The sequence below is a fragment of the Micromonospora sp. NBC_01392 genome, from assembly GCF_045040125.1.
GTDB lineage: Bacteria > Actinomycetota > Actinomycetes > Mycobacteriales > Micromonosporaceae > Micromonospora.
On record NZ_CP109549.1, the window covers coordinates 731882 to 749461 of the forward strand.

15 protein-coding genes are annotated in these 17580 nt (G+C 73.5%); 13 read left to right on the top strand and 2 right to left on the bottom strand.

Annotated elements, in window-relative coordinates:
* The first annotated feature begins 7 nt into the window (after positions 1–7).
* The 6 genes from OG767_RS03445 to topA all read left to right on the top strand — a co-directional run bounded on the left by OG767_RS03445 (position 8) and on the right by topA (position 7824).
* On the top strand, positions 8–358 hold the full coding sequence (locus OG767_RS03445) for an STAS domain-containing protein (RefSeq protein ID WP_107154711.1): 351 nt from the start codon (positions 8–10) through the stop codon (positions 356–358).
* Complete coding sequence (locus tag OG767_RS03450) at positions 358–795, top strand: ATP-binding protein (RefSeq protein WP_107154712.1); 438 nt, start codon at positions 358–360, stop codon at positions 793–795. Before OG767_RS03445 ends, OG767_RS03450 begins: the two co-directional genes overlap by 1 nt.
* Positions 796–1088: 293 nt before the next feature.
* A complete protein-coding gene (locus tag OG767_RS03455; RefSeq protein ID WP_405092115.1) occupies positions 1089–3437 on the top strand; it encodes a sodium-translocating pyrophosphatase in 2349 nt (782 codons plus the stop codon).
* 99 nt (positions 3438–3536) lie between these two features.
* A complete protein-coding gene (locus OG767_RS03460; protein WP_405092116.1) occupies positions 3537–4076 on the top strand; it encodes a hypothetical protein in 540 nt (179 codons plus the stop codon).
* A complete protein-coding gene (locus OG767_RS03465) occupies positions 4067–4681 on the top strand; it encodes a hypothetical protein (RefSeq protein WP_405092117.1) in 615 nt (204 codons plus the stop codon). Before OG767_RS03460 ends, OG767_RS03465 begins: the two co-directional genes overlap by 10 nt.
* A 314-nt stretch (positions 4682–4995) precedes the next feature.
* Positions 4996–7824, top strand: a complete 2829-nt coding sequence (gene topA / locus OG767_RS03470; RefSeq protein ID WP_405092118.1) for a type I DNA topoisomerase — start codon at positions 4996–4998, stop codon at positions 7822–7824.
* A gap of 50 nt (positions 7825–7874) precedes the next feature.
* Here the strand turns inward: topA and OG767_RS03475 are convergent, their stop codons facing one another.
* A complete protein-coding gene (locus tag OG767_RS03475) occupies positions 7875–9182 on the bottom strand; it encodes a D-arabinono-1,4-lactone oxidase (RefSeq protein WP_405092119.1) in 1308 nt (435 codons plus the stop codon).
* Positions 9183–9410: 228 nt separating this feature from the next.
* Between OG767_RS03475 and OG767_RS03480 the strand changes: the two genes are divergently transcribed.
* Positions 9411–9986 (top strand): TetR family transcriptional regulator, encoded by a 576-nt coding sequence (locus OG767_RS03480; RefSeq protein WP_405094121.1) that lies wholly within the window; start codon positions 9411–9413, stop codon positions 9984–9986.
* 75 nt (positions 9987–10061) lie between these two features.
* On the opposite strand, the gene OG767_RS03485 is transcribed toward OG767_RS03480, so the two are convergent.
* A complete protein-coding gene (locus OG767_RS03485) occupies positions 10062–11270 on the bottom strand; it encodes an amino acid deaminase/aldolase (protein WP_405092120.1) in 1209 nt (402 codons plus the stop codon).
* A gap of 306 nt (positions 11271–11576) precedes the next feature.
* On the opposite strand from OG767_RS03485, the gene tmk reads away from it, so the two are divergent.
* From tmk to OG767_RS03515, 6 genes are all read left to right on the top strand, one after another.
* Positions 11577–13643: a dTMP kinase gene (gene tmk / locus OG767_RS03490; protein ID WP_405094122.1), complete on the top strand. Its 2067-nt coding sequence runs from the start codon at positions 11577–11579 to the stop codon at positions 13641–13643.
* Positions 13640–15010 (top strand): DNA polymerase III subunit delta', encoded by a 1371-nt coding sequence (locus OG767_RS03495; RefSeq protein WP_405092121.1) that lies wholly within the window; start codon positions 13640–13642, stop codon positions 15008–15010. The genes tmk and OG767_RS03495 overlap by 4 nt, the downstream gene beginning before the upstream one ends.
* A 150-nt stretch (positions 15011–15160) precedes the next feature.
* Entirely contained in the window at positions 15161–15490 is a 330-nt protein-coding gene (locus tag OG767_RS03500; protein ID WP_396772592.1) for a YbaB/EbfC family nucleoid-associated protein, read from the top strand.
* A 1-nt stretch (position 15491) separates the two neighbouring features.
* Complete coding sequence (locus tag OG767_RS03505; protein WP_405092122.1) at positions 15492–15797, top strand: hypothetical protein; 306 nt, start codon at positions 15492–15494, stop codon at positions 15795–15797.
* Positions 15797–16465, top strand: coding sequence for a hypothetical protein (locus OG767_RS03510; RefSeq protein WP_405092123.1), 669 nt, complete (start codon positions 15797–15799; stop codon positions 16463–16465). Before OG767_RS03505 ends, OG767_RS03510 begins: the two co-directional genes overlap by 1 nt.
* A gap of 261 nt (positions 16466–16726) precedes the next feature.
* Positions 16727–17572: a stage 0 sporulation family protein gene (locus OG767_RS03515; RefSeq protein WP_405092124.1), complete on the top strand. Its 846-nt coding sequence runs from the start codon at positions 16727–16729 to the stop codon at positions 17570–17572.
* Positions 17573–17580: the final 8 nt, after the last annotated feature.

Below are 17580 nucleotides of genomic sequence, written 5' to 3' on the forward strand. Positions count from 1 at the left end.
GGGGCCGATGGAGCTGTCGCTGGCGACCCGCACCGTGGGGGAGCACACGGTGCTCGAGGTCGGCGGTGAGGTGGATGTCTACACCGCACCCCGCCTGCGGGAACGGCTCATCGAGTTGATCGACGGTGGGGCCCGCCACGTGGTGGTGGACCTGGGTCGGGTGGACTTCCTCGACTCGACCGGGCTCGGCGTGTTGGTCGGCGCGCTCAAGCGGCTCCGGTCGGCCAGCGGCTCGTTCGCGTTGGTCTGCGACAAGGAGCCGCTGCTCAAGATCTTCCGCATCACCGCCCTGGATCAGGTCTTCCCGCTGCACCCGACGGTCGACGCGGCCATCGCCGCCGACACCACCGGCGCGTGATGGCCACCGTCAAGCTCTCCTTCTCGCCGGCGCCGGTGCACGTGCGCACCGCCCGCCTGGTCGGTGTCGCGGTGGCCCGGCGGGCCGGGGTCCGCGAGGACCTGCTCGACGAGGTGCGGCTGGCCATCGGTGAGGCGTGCACCCGGGCGGTCGCGCTGCACCGGCAGTACGGGCTGGCGGAGCTGGTCTACGTGGAGATGTCCGACGGCGGGCCGTACACGGTGCGGGTGGTGGACCGGGCCCCGATCGAGGCGGGTCTCGGGTTGGCCGCGCTCGGCCCGGACGAGCTGGCGAAGGAGTCGCTCAGCGAGGACGCGCTCACCACCGGCGTGGGGTTCGCCCTGCTCGCCGGTTTCGTGGAGGACCTCCAGGTCCGCCCGGTCGACGAGGGTGTCGGCACCGAGGTCCGGATGGCCTGGCCGACCGGCCGCGGCTGATCTGATCGTTCCGCAGGCCGCGTTCCCCGCACGGGGAGCGCGGCCTCGTCGTGTTGACCGGCCCGTATATCAGATTTCCTCGCATAACACAGTTACGAAGATCATCGAGACACGGTGCCCCCTCCATGTGACCCTCACCACGCCGGAGGGCTACAGTACCCGGGTTGTCAGCAAGTGATCGCTCCCCGCAGCCAGCGGGAACGGGTCGATGGCGCGCGCTGGCGAGTTCGCATCCAGGCGTCGGCCGTGCGTCTCCACGAGCCGACGCGAGTGTTCGGTACAGGAGGACACAGATGTCCGGGACCTTGGCCGCCGACGGCGGCGCACTGTCCCTTACCGGAGCCAACGTGACGTACGTCGTCATCGCCGCGGTCATCGCGCTGGTGGCGCTCGTCTTCGCCGCCGCCTTGACCAAGGCGGTACTGGCAGCCGGTACGGGAACCACCAACATGCAGGAGATCTCCGGGGCGGTGCAGGAGGGCGCGTCCGCGTACCTGCTGCGGCAGTTCCGCACCCTGGCGATCTTCGTGGTGATCGCCGTCGTGCTGCTGTTCCTGCTGCCGGTGCACGACACCGACGGGAACCAGACGCTGGTGAAGATCGGCCGGTCGGCGTTCTTCGTGGTGGGTGCGCTGTTCAGCGCGTTCATCGGCGGCGCCGGCATGTGGCTGGCCACCCGCGCCAACCTGCGGGTCGCCGCCGCCGCGCGGGAGCGCGAAGGTGGCCGCGAGGGCGCCATGAAAATCGCCTTCCGCACCGGCGGCGTGGTCGGCTTCCTCACCGTCGGCCTCGGCCTGTTCGGTGCGGCGCTCGTCGTCATCCTGTTCCGGGGCGACGCGCCGACCGTGCTGGAGGGCTTCGGCTTCGGCGCCGCGCTGCTGGCCATGTTCATGCGGGTCGGTGGTGGCATCTTCACCAAGGCCGCGGACGTCGGCGCGGACCTGGTCGGCAAGGTCGAGCAGGGCATCCCGGAGGACGACCCGCGCAACGCCGCGACCATCGCCGACAACGTGGGCGACAACGTCGGTGACTGCGCCGGCATGGCCGCCGACCTGTTCGAGTCGTACGCGGTCACGCTGGTCGCCGCGCTGATCCTGGGCCGGGCCGCGTTCGGCGAGGACGGCCTGGTCTTCCCGCTGATCATCTCCACCATCGGCGTGCTGGTCGCCATCGTCGGCGTGTTCATCACCCGGCTGCGCGCCAGCGACCGCAACGGCCTGACCGCGATCAACCGGGCCTTCTACCTCTCCGCGGTGATCTCCGCGGTGCTGGTGTCGATCGCCGCGTTCGCGTACCTGCCGGCCACGTTCGGCGAGCTGGAGGGCGGGCTGACCGACGTCGACCGCAACCCGCGGCTGGTGGCCATCGGCGCGGTCGTGATCGGCATCGTGCTGGCCGCCGCGATCCAGGCGCTGACCGGCTACTTCACCGAGACCAACCGCCGCCCGGTGCAGGACATCGGCAAGAGCTCGCAGACCGGCGCCGCCACCGTCATCCTGGCCGGCATCAGCATCGGCCTGGAGTCGGCGGTCTACTCGGCGCTGCTGATCGGCGCGGGCGTCTTCGGCGCGTTCCTGCTCGGCGGCAGCTCGATCACGCTGTCGCTGTTCGCGGTCGCGCTGGCCGGCACCGGCCTGCTCACCACCGTCGGCGTCATCGTCGCGATGGACACGTTCGGCCCGATCTCGGACAACGCGCAGGGCGTTGCCGAGATGTCCGGCGACATCGACGAGCACGGCGCGCGCACGCTGACCGAGCTGGACGCGGTCGGCAACACCACCAAGGCGATCACCAAGGGCATCGCGATCGCCACCGCGGTGCTGGCCGCGACCGCGCTGTTCGGCTCGTACACCGACACGCTGCGGACCTCGTACGAGGACGCGGGCGTGGGCGACGTCGGCACCGAGATCCTCAACGCGCTGAACGTGGCCAACCCGCGCAACCTGGTCGGCCTGATCATCGGCGCGGCCGTGGTCTTCCTCTTCTCCGGCCTGGCCATCAACGCGGTCTCCCGCTCGGCCGGCGCCGTGGTGATGGAGGTCCGCCGGCAGTTCCGCGAGCTGCCCGGCATCATGGACCGCACCCAGCGGCCCGAGTACGGCAAGGTCGTGGACATCTGCACCCGGGACGCGCAGCGCGAGCTGCTGACCCCCGGCCTGCTGGCCATCCTGGCCCCGATCGCGGTCGGCTTCGGCCTCGGCCCGGGCGCACTGGCCTCCTACCTGGCCGGCGCGATCGGCGCGGGCACGCTGATGGCGGTCTTCCTGTCCAACTCCGGCGGCGCGTGGGACAACGCCAAGAAGCTGGTCGAGGACGGCGCGTACGGCGGCAAGGGCTCCGAGGCGCACGCCGCCACCGTGATCGGCGACACCGTCGGCGACCCGTTCAAGGACACCGCCGGCCCGGCGATCAACCCGCTGATCAAGGTGATGAACCTGGTCTCGCTGCTGATCGCCCCGGCCGTGGTGGCCTGGAGCGTGGGCGACGACAAGAACCCGGCGCTGCGGATCACGATCGCCGTGGTGGCCGCGTTGATCATCGCGGCGGCGGTGGTGTTCAGCAAGCGCAAGGGCGTGGCCATGGACAGCTCGGACCACGGTGCGGGCACCCCGGGCCAGCGCACGGAGACGGTGGGCGCCTGACCGACGGGACGTTCCCGGCCGGCTCAGGCCGGCCGGGAACGTCCCGTGCACGAAACCTGACCGGTGGCGGTTCCCCCCGGAGGTCGTACGCTGCATCGCATGCGTACGCGCCGGACGGCAACCGCCGGAAAGCTCACGGTGGTCCTGGCCACGCTGGTCCTCGTCGCCGCCGGGTGCGGCGGGCCCAGCCCTCGGGCCTGGGCCGCGTCGGTGTGCCAGGCGCTCACCCCGTGGCGCGCGGAGATCTCCAAGCTGACCAGCAGCACCAAGCAGCAGATGACCGCGCAGACCACCCCGCCGCAGGCCAAGGAGAACCTGGTGCGGTTGTTCGCCGGGGCGGAGCAGGCCAGCGAGACGGCCCGACGCAAGGTCGAGGAGGCGGGCGTGCCGGAGGTCGACCACGGCCCCGAGGTCTCCGCCGGGTTCCGTGGCTCGCTGAGCAAGATGCGGGACGCGTACGGGCGGGCCCGGACCACCATCGACCGGCTCGACACCGCCCAGGCCGGCCCGTTCTACGACGGCGTGCGCGCCGCCGTGGACACGCTGAACCAGGAGTACGACGCGAGCGCGCTGGACACCAGCAAACTCAACTCACCCGAACTCAAAGAGGCCTTCGACGAGGTCCCGGAGTGTCGCTGACGCCACCCTCCCCGAATCCGAACCCGGCCCGCCAGCCCTCGCTGTTCTCCACCGAGGCGGCCGATCCCGCGCTGGCGGACCTCGCCGGCCTGCTCGCCGGGCCGGGTGAGGTGGTGCGGATGGGCGGCACGGCCCGGCTCTCCGTGGTGGTGGAGGCGGCCTGGCGGGTACACGTGCTGGTGGCCGAGTTGGGTGCCCGCGGCGTGCCGGCGGGCTGGGAGCCGACCGGGGACGGCCGGTACCGGGTGCGCACCGCGTACGCGAGCACGCTGACGCCGCTCGCCCGGGGCTGGCTGCACGGCGCGGCGAAGCGACCGCCGGCCCGGTTCCACCTCGACGGGCGGCGGTTGCGGCTCTGGGCCGCCGCGGCCGGGGCCGCCGAACCGGCCGGGTTCCGGCTCGGGCTCGGCCCGGCCGACGAGCAGTGCTGGAAGGCGGTGCGCGCCGCGCTGGCCGCGGTGGGACTGCCGGCCGCGTTCGTGGAGCCGGGGGAGGGCGGGCCCGCGTACCGGATCGGTGGGCGGCGGGTGACCCGGCTGGCGGAGCTGGTGGGGGAACGGCCGCCGGCCGCGCCGCCCGCCGACTGGCCGGGCCCGCACGGCTGACCCGTCGGCGCAACCCCGCCGGCTGTCCGATCGCCGACCGTCCCGGCGGCGGTTTGCGCAGGAATTCGACTGGAGCCGCCTCCGCCGGGGGGTGTGTGATCGTCACAGTGACCCGCCCGGCGCCCTACCCACGGTGTACGGTGGCGCCGTCCGGCAGGGTGCGGCCGGCGACCGCCGGGGAGGCGGCCGGTTCGCCGCCCACGAAACCCGGGGCGCGGACGGCGCGTTACGTTGGACGTCCGGGCCGACCGCGGTCCGGGCGGTGCAACACGGCCCGGAGTGGGCGTGGCGTAGGAGTGAGGTCGGGGAGAGACGTGCCGAGCAACGCTGGAACCACCCGTCTGGTCATCGTCGAGTCACCGGCGAAGGCCAAGACGATCTCGGGCTACCTCGGCCCGGGGTACGTCGTGGAGGCCAGCTTCGGCCACGTCCGGGACCTGCCCCGCAACGCCGCCGACGTGCCGGCGAAGTACAAGGGCGAGCCGTGGGCGCGGCTCGGCGTCGACGTCGACAACGGCTTCCACGCGCTCTACGTGGTCTCGGCCGACCGCCGCCAGCAGATCAACAAGCTGGTGAAGCTGGCCAAGGAGGTCGACGAGATCTTCCTGGCCACGGATGAGGACCGCGAGGGCGAGGCGATCGCCTGGCACCTGGTGGAGACGCTCAAGCCCAAGGTGCCGGTCAAGCGGATGGTCTTCCACGAGATCACCAAGCCGGCCATCCAGGCCGCGGTGGCCAACCCCCGGGAGATCGACCGCGACCTGGTCGACGCCCAGGAGGCCCGGCGCATCCTGGACCGGCTCTACGGCTACGAGGTCTCCCCGGTGCTGTGGAAGAAGGTCATGCCGAAGCTCTCGGCGGGCCGGGTGCAGTCCGTGGCGACCCGGATCGTGGTCGAGCGGGAGCGCCAGCGGATGGCGTTCCGCACCGCCGAATACTGGGACATCCTGGCCACCCTGGCGGTGGCGAAGCCGGGTGAGGGCCCGCGCACGTTCAACGCCACCCTCGTCGCGCTGAACGGCGACCGGATCGCCACCGGCAAGGACTTCGAGCCGACCACCGGCCGGGTGCGCGCCGGCGCGGGCGTCGTGCACCTCGACGAGGGCGGCGCCCGGGGGCTGGCCGCCCGGCTGGCGGACCGGCCGTTCACGGTCACCCGGGTCGAGGAGAAGCCCTACCGCCGTCGCCCGTACGCGCCGTTCATCACCTCCACGCTCCAGCAGGAGGCGGCCCGCAAGCTGCGGTTCTCGTCCCAGCAGACGATGCGCACCGCGCAGCGGCTCTACGAGAACGGCTACATCACCTACATGCGTACCGACTCGGTGAACCTGTCGGAGACCGCCATCGCGGCGGCCCGCCGGCAGATCGTCGAGCTGTACGGCGAGCGCAGTGTGCCGCCGGAGCCGCGCCGCTACACCGGCAAGGTGAAGAACGCGCAGGAGGCGCACGAGGCGATCCGCCCGGCGGGCGACAACTTCCGCACCCCGGGCGACGTGGCCAAGGAGCTGTCCGGCGAGGAGTTCAAGCTCTACGAGCTGATCTGGCGGCGCACCATCGCCTCGCAGATGACCGACGCGGTCGGCTCCAGCGTGTCGGTGCGCATCCGGGCCGTCTCCTCCGCGCAGGAGGAGGCCGACTTCGGCGCCACCGGCAAGACCATCACCGACCCGGGCTTCCTGCGCGCGTACGTCGAGTCGAGCGACGACGAGAACGCCGAGGCGGAGGACGCCGAGCGGCGGCTGCCCACGCTGGTCAAGGACCAGCCGCTGACCGCCGACGAGCTGGCCGCGCAGGGCCACCACACCCAGCCGCCGTCGCGCTACACGGAGGCGTCGCTGGTCAAGGCGCTGGAGGAGCTGGGCATCGGCCGTCCCTCCACGTACGCCTCGATCATGCAGACCATCCAGGACCGCGGGTACGTCACCAAGCGCGGCCAGGCGATGATCCCGACGTTCCTGGCGTTCGCGGTGATCGGGCTGATGGAGCGGCACTACCCGCGCCTGATCGACTACGACTTCACCGCCAGCATGGAGAACGAGCTGGACGAGATCGCCGGCGGCGACCACGCCGCGGTCGACTTCCTCACCTCGTTCTACTTCGGCAGCGCCAACGGCGCCGGTGACCAGGCCATCGCGCACGCCGGTGGGCTGAAGAAGCTGGTCACCGAGAACCTCAGCGACATCGACGCGCGCAGCGTCAACTCGATCCCGCTGTTCACCGACGACGAGGGGCGCGAGGTTGTCGTCCGGGTCGGCCGGTACGGCCCCTACCTCCAGCGCGCGGTGCCCGGCGAGCAGCAGACGCCGGCCGCCCCGGCCGAGGGCGAGGAGGGCGGCTCCCAGGGCGACCGGGCGCCGATCCCGGAGGGCCTGGCGCCCGACGAGCTGACCCCGGAGAAGGTGCACGAGCTGTTCCTCGGCGGCGGGGGCGAGCGCAAGCTCGGCGACGACCCGTCGACCGGCGAGCCGATCCTGCTGAAGTCCGGCCGTTACGGCCCGTACGTGGCCAGCGGGGAGCGGAAGTCGTCGCTGCTGCGTTCGCAGTCGCCGGACGACCTCACGCTGGAGCAGGCGCTGCGGCTGCTCAGCCTGCCCCGGCTGGTGGGCGTGGCCCCGGACGGCGGGGAGGTCTTCGCCAACAACGGCCGCTACGGCCCGTACGTCAAGCGTGGTGACGAGTTCCGCTCGCTGGACTCGGAAGACAAGATGTTCACCGTCACGCTGGACGAGGCGCTGGCGCTGCTGGCCGCCCCGAAGACCCGCCAGCGTCGGGCCGCCGCGCCGCCGCTGCGGGAGATGGGCGTCGATCCGCTCACCGAGAAGCCGCTGGTGATCAAGGACGGGCGCTTCGGGCCGTACGTCACGGACGGGGAGACCAACGCGTCGCTGCGGCGCGCGCAGACGCCGGAGGCGCTGACGCTGGAGGAGGCGTCGGAGATGCTCGCCGAGAAACGGGCGAAGGGCCCGGCGCCGAAGAAGAAGGCCACCAAGAAGGCCGCTCCCGCCAAGAAGACCACGGCCGCGAAGAAGACCACCGCCGCCGCGAAGAAGACGACGGCTGCGGTGAAGAAGACCACGGCCGCGAAGAAGGCTCCGGCGAAGAAGGCCGCCCCGAAGAAGGCGACCTCGACCCCGAAGGAGTGATCATGGTACGCGTCCGCCCCTCCGGGGGCGGGCACGTACCACGATCTCGGTCAGGAGCCGAGGACCTGCTTCAGGTAGGGGTTCGTGAAGAGGTTCTGCGGGTCCAGGCGGGTGCGGAGGGACTGGAACGCGGCGAACTTCGGGTAGGCGGGGGCCAGCGAGGCCGCGTCGCGCCAGTGCAGCTTGCCCCAGTGCGGGCGACCGCCCAGCTCGGTGGCCACCTGCTCGAACGCGCGGAAGTACGGCTCGTACGGCATCCCCACGTACTGGTGGACCGCCACGTACGCGGACTCCCGCCCGTACGAGTGGGAGAGCCAGATGTCGTCGGCGGCGGTGAACCGCACCTCGACCGGGAACAGCACCTTGAACGGCAGCCGGTCCACGATCCGGCGCAGTTCGGCCAGCGCGGTGGGCAGCGCGTCGCGCGGCAGCCCGTACTCCATCTCCACGAACCGGACCCGGCGCGGGGTGCAGAAGACCAGGTCGGAGCGGCCGGTGTAGGTGCGTTCGGTGAGCGCCCGGGCGGAGACGGCGCTGATGCCGGGCGCGAGCGCCGGCACCGCGCGGCCGAGGCGGCAGGCCCCGGCGAAGACGGTGTTGGCGAGGAACTCGTCGTCCAGCCAGCCGCGCCAGCGGGGCAGCGGCCGGTCGTCGGCGGGCACCCGGTCGTTGGTCTTGACCTGCGCCCGGTCGGTGTACGGGAACCAGTAGAACTCGGCGTGGTCGTGCGCCTGGTGGAGGCCGGGCAGGTCGGCCAGCACGTCGGCGAGCGCGGCCGGCCGTTCGTGTGCGCGCAGCACGAAGGCGTCCACGCAGCGCAGCGTGACCTCGACCAGGATGCCGACCGCGCCGAGCCCGACCCGCGCGGCGTCGAACACGTCGGGGTGCTCGTCGGCGGAGCAGCGCAGCACCTCGCCGGTGCCGGTGACCAGCGTCAGGCCGGCCACGAACGTGGAGAGGCAGCCGAGTGTCGCGCCGGTGCCGTGGGTGCCGGTGGAGATCGCGCCGGCGATGGTCTGCGCGTCGATGTCGCCGAGGTTGGGCACCGCCAGCCCGTGGCCGGCGAGCAGGTCGTTGAGCGCGTGCAGCGTCATTCCGGCCGGTACGGTGACGAGGCGGCGCGCCACGTCGACGGTGACGTCGGTCGTCAGGTCGGCGAGGTCGAGCCGGTGTCCGTCGGCGACGGCGGTGGCGGTGAAGGAGTGACCGCTGCCGACCGCCCGGATGGTGGTGCCGGCGGCGGCGGCTCGGCGGACCGCCTCGGCGACGTCCGCCACGCTCCGGGGTCGCGCGGTGACCAGTGCCGTGCTGCGTTGGTTGCCGGCCCAGTTGGACCAGTCGGCGGGGCTACCGGCCATGGCGAACGCTCCTCGACATGAATATGAACTGAATTCATATCAGGAACGTTGTGCCTGGTAAATACCGCAATCGAGGTCGGCTCGTTGTACCGGTAGTCACAGACTCGTGACGTGCGGATATGTTCAACCGTCGAAGGGGGGTGGCGCCGAGTGTCCACACCAGCCGCCACGACCGGGCCGCTGCGTCGGGTACCGGTGCAGGGTCGAAGTGTCGCGCGCGTCCAGCGGATGCTGGACGCCTGCGCCGAGCTGGTCGACGAGGTGGGGTACGAGGGGTTGACCACGACCCTGCTCGCCGAGCGTGCCGAGGTGGCGATCGGGTCGGTCTACCAGTTCTTTCCGGACAAGCGGGCGATCGTGCAGGCGCTGACGTTGCGGACCATGGAGTCCTACCTCCAGCGGCTCGACGAGCGCTTCGCCTCGGACGACCTGACCCACTGGTGGGACGGGGTCGACGCGGCGATCGACGAGTACATCTCGATGCACCGCACGGTGCCCGGTTTCCGTACCCTGCACTTCGGCGACGTGGTCGACCTGCACCTGCTGGACGACCAGCGCGACAACAACGGGGTCATCGCGGAGCAGCTCGCCCGCGTGCTCACCGAGCGGTTCGGTCTGGCCGGCGTGCCCGACCTGCGGTTCCACCTGGAGATCGCGGTGGAGGCCGCCGACGCCCTGATCAAGCTGGCGTTCCGCCGCCGTGCCGACGGCGACGAGCGGGTGCTGGTCGAGGCGAAGGCGCTCATCCGGGAGTACCTGCACCGCCAGGTCGACGCCCCGACCGAGGCCGTCCCACAGGGCTGAGCGGCACGCCGAGCGGCGGGTTCTGAGAGTGCGCCGGGGCCCGCCGTCGTCATGTCCCGACCTGTTCCTGCCCGGTCAGAGGAACGCGTGGCCCTCGCCCCGGTAGGTGGGCACGGTCGCCACCACGGCGTCGCCGTCGACCAGGTGCACCTCGTTGACGTGCTCGCACACCTCGCCCGCCTTGGCGTGGCGGAACCACACCCGGTCGCCGACCCGCAGGTCGTCCGCGGCGTCGCCGGCGAGCGGGGTCTGCACCTCGCCCGCGCCCTCCGCGCCGAGCAGCTTCAGCCCCTCCGGCAGCCACGGCCGGGGCAGCCGGCTCTCCGCCGCCGGGCCGGAGGCGATCCAGCCGCCGCCGAGCACGGTGGCCAGCCCGGGCGCCGGCCGGCGGACCACCGCGCAGGCGAAGAACGCCGCCGGGGTGGGTCGCCAGGCGCGGTACGCGTCGAACAGCGTCGGGCCGTACAGGCCGGAGCCGGCGGTGACCTCGGTGACCGCCGGGTCGGCGCTGGTGGCGGCCACGCTGCCGGTGCCGCCGCCGTTGACGAACTCCAGGTCGGCGTGCTCGCGTACCGCGGCGACCGCGGCCGAGCGGCGGGCCAGCAGTTCCCGGTACGACCCGCGCTGCGCGACCCGGATCGCCGAGCCGAGCGCCGCCTGCCCGGGCGGGGCGTCCCCGAGACCGGCGATCTGTGCCTCGTACGACATCAGGCCGACCAGCCGGAAGCCCGGCCGGCCGGCGACGGCGGCGGCGAGCGCGCCGGCCGCCCGGGCGCTGTGCACCGGGGAGCGGCGCACGCCGACGTGCACCCGGCCCCGCAGTGGTCGCCAGGAGGCGTCCAGGTCGAGGCAGACGCGCAGCGCGGGCCGGCTGCCGGGCGGGCACACCCGGTCGATCAGGTCGAGCTGCCCGGCGTCGTCGACCATCAGCGTGACCGCGTCGGTGAGCGCCCGGTCGGCGGCCAGCTCGGCGAGCGCCCCCCGGTGGGCGGTCGGGTACGCGACCAGCACGTCGTCGGCGACGCCGGTGCGGGCGAGCCAGAGCGCCTCGGGCAGCGTGAAGGCCATCACACCGTGCCAGCCCGGGCGCTTGAGCGCGCGGGTGAGCAGCTCGCGGACCCGCACCGACTTGCTCGCCACGCGCAGCGGCTTGCCCCCGGCCCGGCCGACCAGCGCGTCGGCGTTGTCGTCGAACGAGGAGAGGTCGACCACCGCGTACGGCGGGTCGAGGTGGGCGGTCGCCCGGTCGAGACGATCGCGAAGTTCGGCACGGTCGATGGCCACGTCTGCACGCTAACTGTCCGGACGGAAATGCGAAATACCCTCGCGTCTGTCCGGGCTGCGGGTGGTGGTCCCGGCGGCCTAGGCTCGGCGAACAGGCGATGTCACGGGGGGCGACACCCTCCGCGCGGCTAGAGTGTTCCACCGGGGATGCCCAGACCTGGGCCGGCACGTGGAGGTACGGCCATCGAAAGCCAGAAGAACGGCGAGTCGTCCGGCGTGTCGTCGTCCGGGACAGCCGCCGACCGGTCCGGGTTCGCCGCCATCCGCTCGGTGCTGCGCATCCGGCCGTTCCGCCGGCTGTGGATCGTGCTCAGCGCCGCCTCCTTCGGTGACTGGCTCGGCCTGCTCGCCACCGCGTTGTTCGCCGCCTCGCAGGTCTCCGGCAGCACCGCCCAGGGCGCGGCGTTCGGCGGCGTCACCGCGATCCGGCTGCTGCCGGCGCTGGTGCTCGGCCCGGTGGCGGGCGTCTTCGCCGACCGGTTCGACCGCCGGTGGACGATGGTCATCTGCGACCTGCTGCGCTTCGTGCTGTTCGCCTCGATCCCGCTCTACGCGCTCACCGGCGCGGCGGGCGGCCTGGTGGTCGGCTGGGCGCTGATCGCCACCTTCCTGATCGAGTCGATCACGTTGCTGTGGATCCCGGCCAAGGAGGCGGCGGTCCCCAACCTGATCCCGCGTACCCGGCTGGAGGCCGCCAACCAGCTCACGCTGATCACCACGTACGGCCTGACCCCGGTGGCCGCCGCCGTCGCGCTGGCGGTGCTGACCCGCGGCCTGCCCGGCGTGGTCGGCGGCAACCTGCCCGACTGGGCCCAGCCGGCCCAGCTCGCGCTCTGGTTCAACGCCTTCTCCCGGCTGGCCACCGCGCTGGTGGTGGCGTTCGGGATCAAGGAGATCAGCGAGGCCCAGCGCGGCGAGGCCCAGCGCACCGAGCAGAGCATGTTCCGCCAGTTCGCCGACGGCTGGAAGTTCATCGGCCAGACGCCGCTGGTCCGTGGCCTGGTGCTGGGCATCTTCGGCGCGTTCGCCGGCGGCGGCATCGTGGTCGGCACCGGCAAGTTCTTCGCCAACTCGCTCGGCGCCGGTGACGCCGCGTTCTCGCTGCTCTTCGGCGCGATCTTCGTCGGCCTGGCGCTCGGCATCGGGCTGGGGCCGATGGTCGTGCGGGACATGTCCCGGCGCCGCTGGTTCGGCATGAGCATCGTGCTGGCCAGCGCCTCCGTGCTGGTGCTGGCGTTCGCCATCCACCTGTCCATGGCCATCCTCGGCGCGATCCTGGTCGGCGCCGGCGCCGGCATGGCGTTCCTGGCCGGCACCACGCTGCTCGGCGGCGAGGTCGCCGACGAGGTGCGCGGCCGGGTCTTCGCGGTGGTGCAGATCGGCACCCGGCTGGTGCTGATCCTGGCCATCGCGCTGAGCAGCCTCCTGGTCGGTGTCGGCGGCTCCCGCCAGCTCACCATCGCCGACCTGGGCATCTCCATCTCCTCGACCCGCCTGCTGCTGCTCGCCGCCGGCGCGGCCGGCATCTTCGCCGGGATCAGCGCGTTCGGCCAGATGGACGACAAGAAGGGCGTGCCGGTCCTGGCCGACCTCTGGGGCTCGATCCGGGGCCGCCCGCTGATGCCGGCCGAGTCGTTCGTCTCCTCCGGCCTCTTCGTGGTCTTCGAGGGCGGCGAGGGCGCCGGCAAGTCCACCCAGCTCGCCGCGCTCGCCGAGCGGCTGCGCGGCGACGGGCGGGACGTGGTGGTCACCCGCGAACCGGGCGCCACCGGGGTCGGTGAGCGGATCCGCTCGCTGGTGCTGGGCACCACCTCCGACGACACGCCGTCGCCGCGTGCCGAGGCGCTGCTCTACGCCGCCGACCGGGCCCACCACGTGGCCACCGTGGTCCGCCCGGCGTTGGTGCGGGGCGCGGTGGTGATCAGTGACCGGTACGTCGACTCGTCGCTGGCGTACCAGGGCGCCGGCCGGACGCTGCCGGTGGACGAGGTCTCGTGGCTCTCCTCCTGGGCCACCGGAGGGCTCAAGCCCGACCTGGTGGTCCTGCTCGACGTCGAGCCGCACACCGGACTCGACCGGGTGACGGCCCGTCGGGAGGGCACCGACCGGCTGGAGGCCGAGTCGCTGGCGTTCCACGAGCGGGTCCGGTACGCGTTTCTCGACCTGGCCGCCGGCGACCCGAAGCGTTACCTGGTCCTCGACGCGTCCCGCCCGGTCGAGGAGATCGCCGACGTGGTCGCCCGCCGGGTGGACGAGTTCCTCGTCGACCCGGCCGGCATCGTGCACCCGCGTCCGGCCCAGGGCCCGGACACCTCGGTCCAGCCCGAGTTATCCGAATCGGAGCTGGTGACGATGGAGCAACGCCGACAATGACGGACGTCTTCGGCGATCTGGTCGGGCAGGACGAGGCGGTGGCCACGCTGCGGCGCGCCGCCGCCTCGGCCGCCGCGCTGCTGCGCGCCGCCACCCTCGGGGCGGCCGGCACGGGCGCCCCGACCGGCGGCGGAGACCCCGACGGGTACGACGACCTCGACGCGCTCGCCGAGCAGTTCGACGAGCCGGGCGACCCGGACGGGCCCGGTGCGACCGGTGACCCGGGCGCGACCCCGCCCACCGCCGACCCCGCCTCCGCCGACCCCGCCTCCGCCGACCCCGGCGCCGGGATGACGCACGCGTGGATCTTCACCGGGCCACCCGGTTCCGGCCGGTCGGTGGCCGCCCGGGCGTTCGCCGCCGCGCTCCAGTGCGTGCACGGCACCGGCTGCGGTCGCTGCCCCGGCTGCCACACCACGCTGGCCGGCACCCACGCCGACGTGCGGCTCGTGGTGCCCGAGGGGCTCTCCATCGGCGTCGGCGAGATGCGCGCGCTGGTGCTGCGGGCGGCGAGCACGCCCTCCGGCGGTCGCTGGCAGATCGTGATCATCGAGGACGCCGACCGGCTCACCGAGGCCGCCGGCAACGCGTTGCTGAAGGCGGTCGAGGAGCCGCCCCCGCGTACGGTCTTCCTGCTCTGCGCCCCGTCCACGCACCCGGACGACGTCTCGGTGACCATCCGGTCGCGGTGCCGGGTCGTGCCGCTGTGCCAGCCACCGGCCGGCGCGGTGGCCGAGGTGCTGGTCCGTCGGGACGGCATCGCCCCGGACGTGGCCGAGTGGGCCGCCGCAGCCGCGCAGGGGCACGTGGGCCGGGCCCGGCGGCTGGCCCGCGACCCGGAGGCCCGGCAGCGGCGGGACGCCGTGCTGGCCGTGCCGCGCCGGCTCACCGGCGTGGGCGCCGCGTTCGACGCCGCCTCGGCGCTGATCGAGGCCGCCGAGGCGGAGGCCGCCGCCTCGGTCGTCGAGGCCGACGAGGCGGAGCGGGCGGCGTTGCAGACCGCGCTCGGCGCCGGCGGCACCGGCCGGGGTGCGGCCGGGGCCATGCGGGGCGCCGCCGGCCAGCTCAAGGACCTGGAGAAGCGGCAGAAGTCGCGGGCCACCCGGGCCCAGCGGGACGCGCTGGACCGGGCGCTCGTCGACCTGGCCGGCTTCTACCGGGACGCGCTCACCATGGCGCTGCGGGCGCCGGTCGCCCCGGTGCACACCGACACCGCGACGCTGGCCGCCGCCGGCGCCCAGAAGTGGGACGCCGAGGGCTCGCTGCGCCGCCTGGAGGCGGTGCTGGAGTGCCGGGCGGCGATCGAGACGAACGTCAAGCCGCGGATCGCGGTCGAGGCGATGATGTTGTCGCTCTGGCGGGGCTGACCCCACCCCACCCCACGCTGTCCACAGGGCATCGACACGCGCGATTGACGTGCGGTACGGTCCGGGGAATGCCGTGGTCACCAAGGCGGCACGCTCAGTGAGGGTGGCGTCGGGGTGGGGCGGCGGCGCCGACCGGGGAGGAGTCCGCCGATGGCGCGGGGGGAGATCGACGAGGCCTGGATCGAGGAGGCGGTGCGGCGTTACCGCCGCATCGAGACGCTCCAGGCCGAGTTCGACCAGGCGGTCGCCACGGTGGAGGTCACCGTCCGTTCACCCGACGGGCTCGTCGAGGTGGTGGTCACGGCCGGTGGGCGGATCACCGACGTGCGCTTCCTCGGCCCGCTGCACCAGCGCAACCCGCGTGACGTGGCCGGTTCGGTGCGGGCCGCGGTGAGCGCCGCCGCGGACGCGGCGCAGTGGGCCCGGGAGAAGCTGCACAACGAGACGTTCGCGGCCTACCGGCCGCTCGCGGGAGCCTGACGTGGAATCGCTGCGTGCGCTGGCCGTCCGCCTCGACGAGGCCGCCGCCGATCTCACCACGCTGGCCCGCACCGTGCCCGCCACCGACCCGCCGCACCCCGCGTTCGGCGCCCACGCGGCCGGCCGGCCCGGCGAGGTCGGGCGCGCGCTGCACCGGCAGTGGGCCGCCGCCACCGCCGACCGGGCCCGCGAGGCGCAGGCGGCCGCGAACCGGCTGGCCGCCGCCGCGGCGGCGCTGCGCAGCGCCGCCGAGCGCTACGCGGCCACCGACGACGCGGTCGTCCGCCGGCTGGCCCGGGAGGCCTGATGGACGCGCTGGACCGTCTCGCCGAGCCGGGCCTCGACCTGCTCACCCGCGTCGACGCGCTGCTCGCCGCCGGCGCGCCCGAGGGGCACCGGCTCTGGCCGCTGCTGCGCCGCATGCAGGTGCTCCCCGGCGTGGCCGTGCGGGAGTTCCTCGACCTGCACCCGGCGCCGCTGACCGGCGCCGGCCACGCCGTGCGCCGGCTCGTCCGGGGGTACGACGACACCTGCGCCGTGCTCACCGACCCGGTCGCCTGGTCCGGGTCCGCCGCGTCGGCCTACGACGAGGCGCGCACCGCGCTGCTCCGGCATCTCGACGAGGGGCCGGAGAGCCTGGTCGGGCGGCTGGAGTCGACCGCGGGCTACGCGGACGCGCTGGCCGGCTGGGTGGAGAGTAGCCGGGCCGCCCTGGCGCGGGCGCTCGCCGAGGTGGTCGGCTCGGCCGAGGCGGTCGCCGTGCACGCCGCGAGCCGGCCGGGCGTCGAGGCCGGCCCGGTCGGCGCGTCGGCGGCGGCCGAGATCGCCACCCGGGTGCTGGGTGTGCTCGGGGTGGCCTACGACGGGGCCGAGACGCTGCTGCGCCAGTGGGGGCCGAGTCTGACGGAGACGACCTGGCGGGACCGCGCCGTCTCCGCGCCGCGCTACGGCGGCACCACCCGGATCGGCTACTGACGGCCCACGGCGTCGCACGCCGCTCCGACCGTGGCCGGGCACCGGCGTGCGACGCCGTGGCTTTCCCCTGCACCCCCCGCAGGTATGCCTTCACTCAACGCGGTGGATGGGCGTTTGTCCCGGGGGCGGCCCAGGTTTCAACCGTCCGGGCGAGGCGCGGGGGCCGGTTCGGTCGGGTCGACCGGGATGGACCGCTGCGCGGTGTGACCGGACGGCGACCGGTGGACCGTCCGGCCGCTCCGGTCCGCGTAGGGTAGGCGCATGGGCATGCTCTGCGCGGTCAGCTTCAACCGGTACGGGCGCCTCTACTACCTCGATCCCGGTGAGTTCCGCCCCCAGGTGGGGGACCGGGTGCTGGTGCCCACCGACGAGGGCCCCGAGGTGGCCGAGTGCGTCTGGGCCGCGCAGTGGGTCAGCGAGGACACCGACGGTTTCCCGAAACTGGCCGGGCTGGCCGGCGAGGACGACCTGCACCGCGACGAGCTGCTGCGCCGGCGCAAGGCCGACGCGAAGGTGGCCGCCAAGCGGCTGATCCGCGAGCACGGCCTGCCGATGAAGGTGGTGGCCGTCGACCACGTCCTGGCCACGCCGGAGTCCGGCAGCGACCGCACGACCATCTACTTCACCGCGCCGCACCGGGTGGACTTCCGTTCCCTGGTCCGCGATCTGGGCGCCACGCTGCACTGCCGGGTCGAGCTGCGGCAGCTCTCCGCCCGCGACTCGGCGCGCGTGCAGGGCGGCATCGGCTCGTGCGGTCGTGACTTGTGCTGTGCCACGTTCCTCACCGACTTCGAGCCGGTGACGATCCGGATGGCGAAGGACCAGGACCTCCCGCTCAACCCGCTGCGCATCTCCGGCGCGTGCGGCCGGCTGATGTGTTGCCTGAAGTACGAACATCCCCTGTACCAGCGGTTCCAGGAGTCCGCTCCGGCGGTCGGCACCCGGGTGGAGACCCCGCAGGGCGAGGGCAAGGTGGTCGGCCACAGCGTTCCGCGCGACGCCGTCACGGTCCGCCTGGACGCCGACGGCTCCCGCTGCCAGTGCAGCCGGGCCTCCGTCTGCGCCCCCCGCCAGTCCCACGACCAGCACTACAACCCCACCCCCTGACCGCCCGG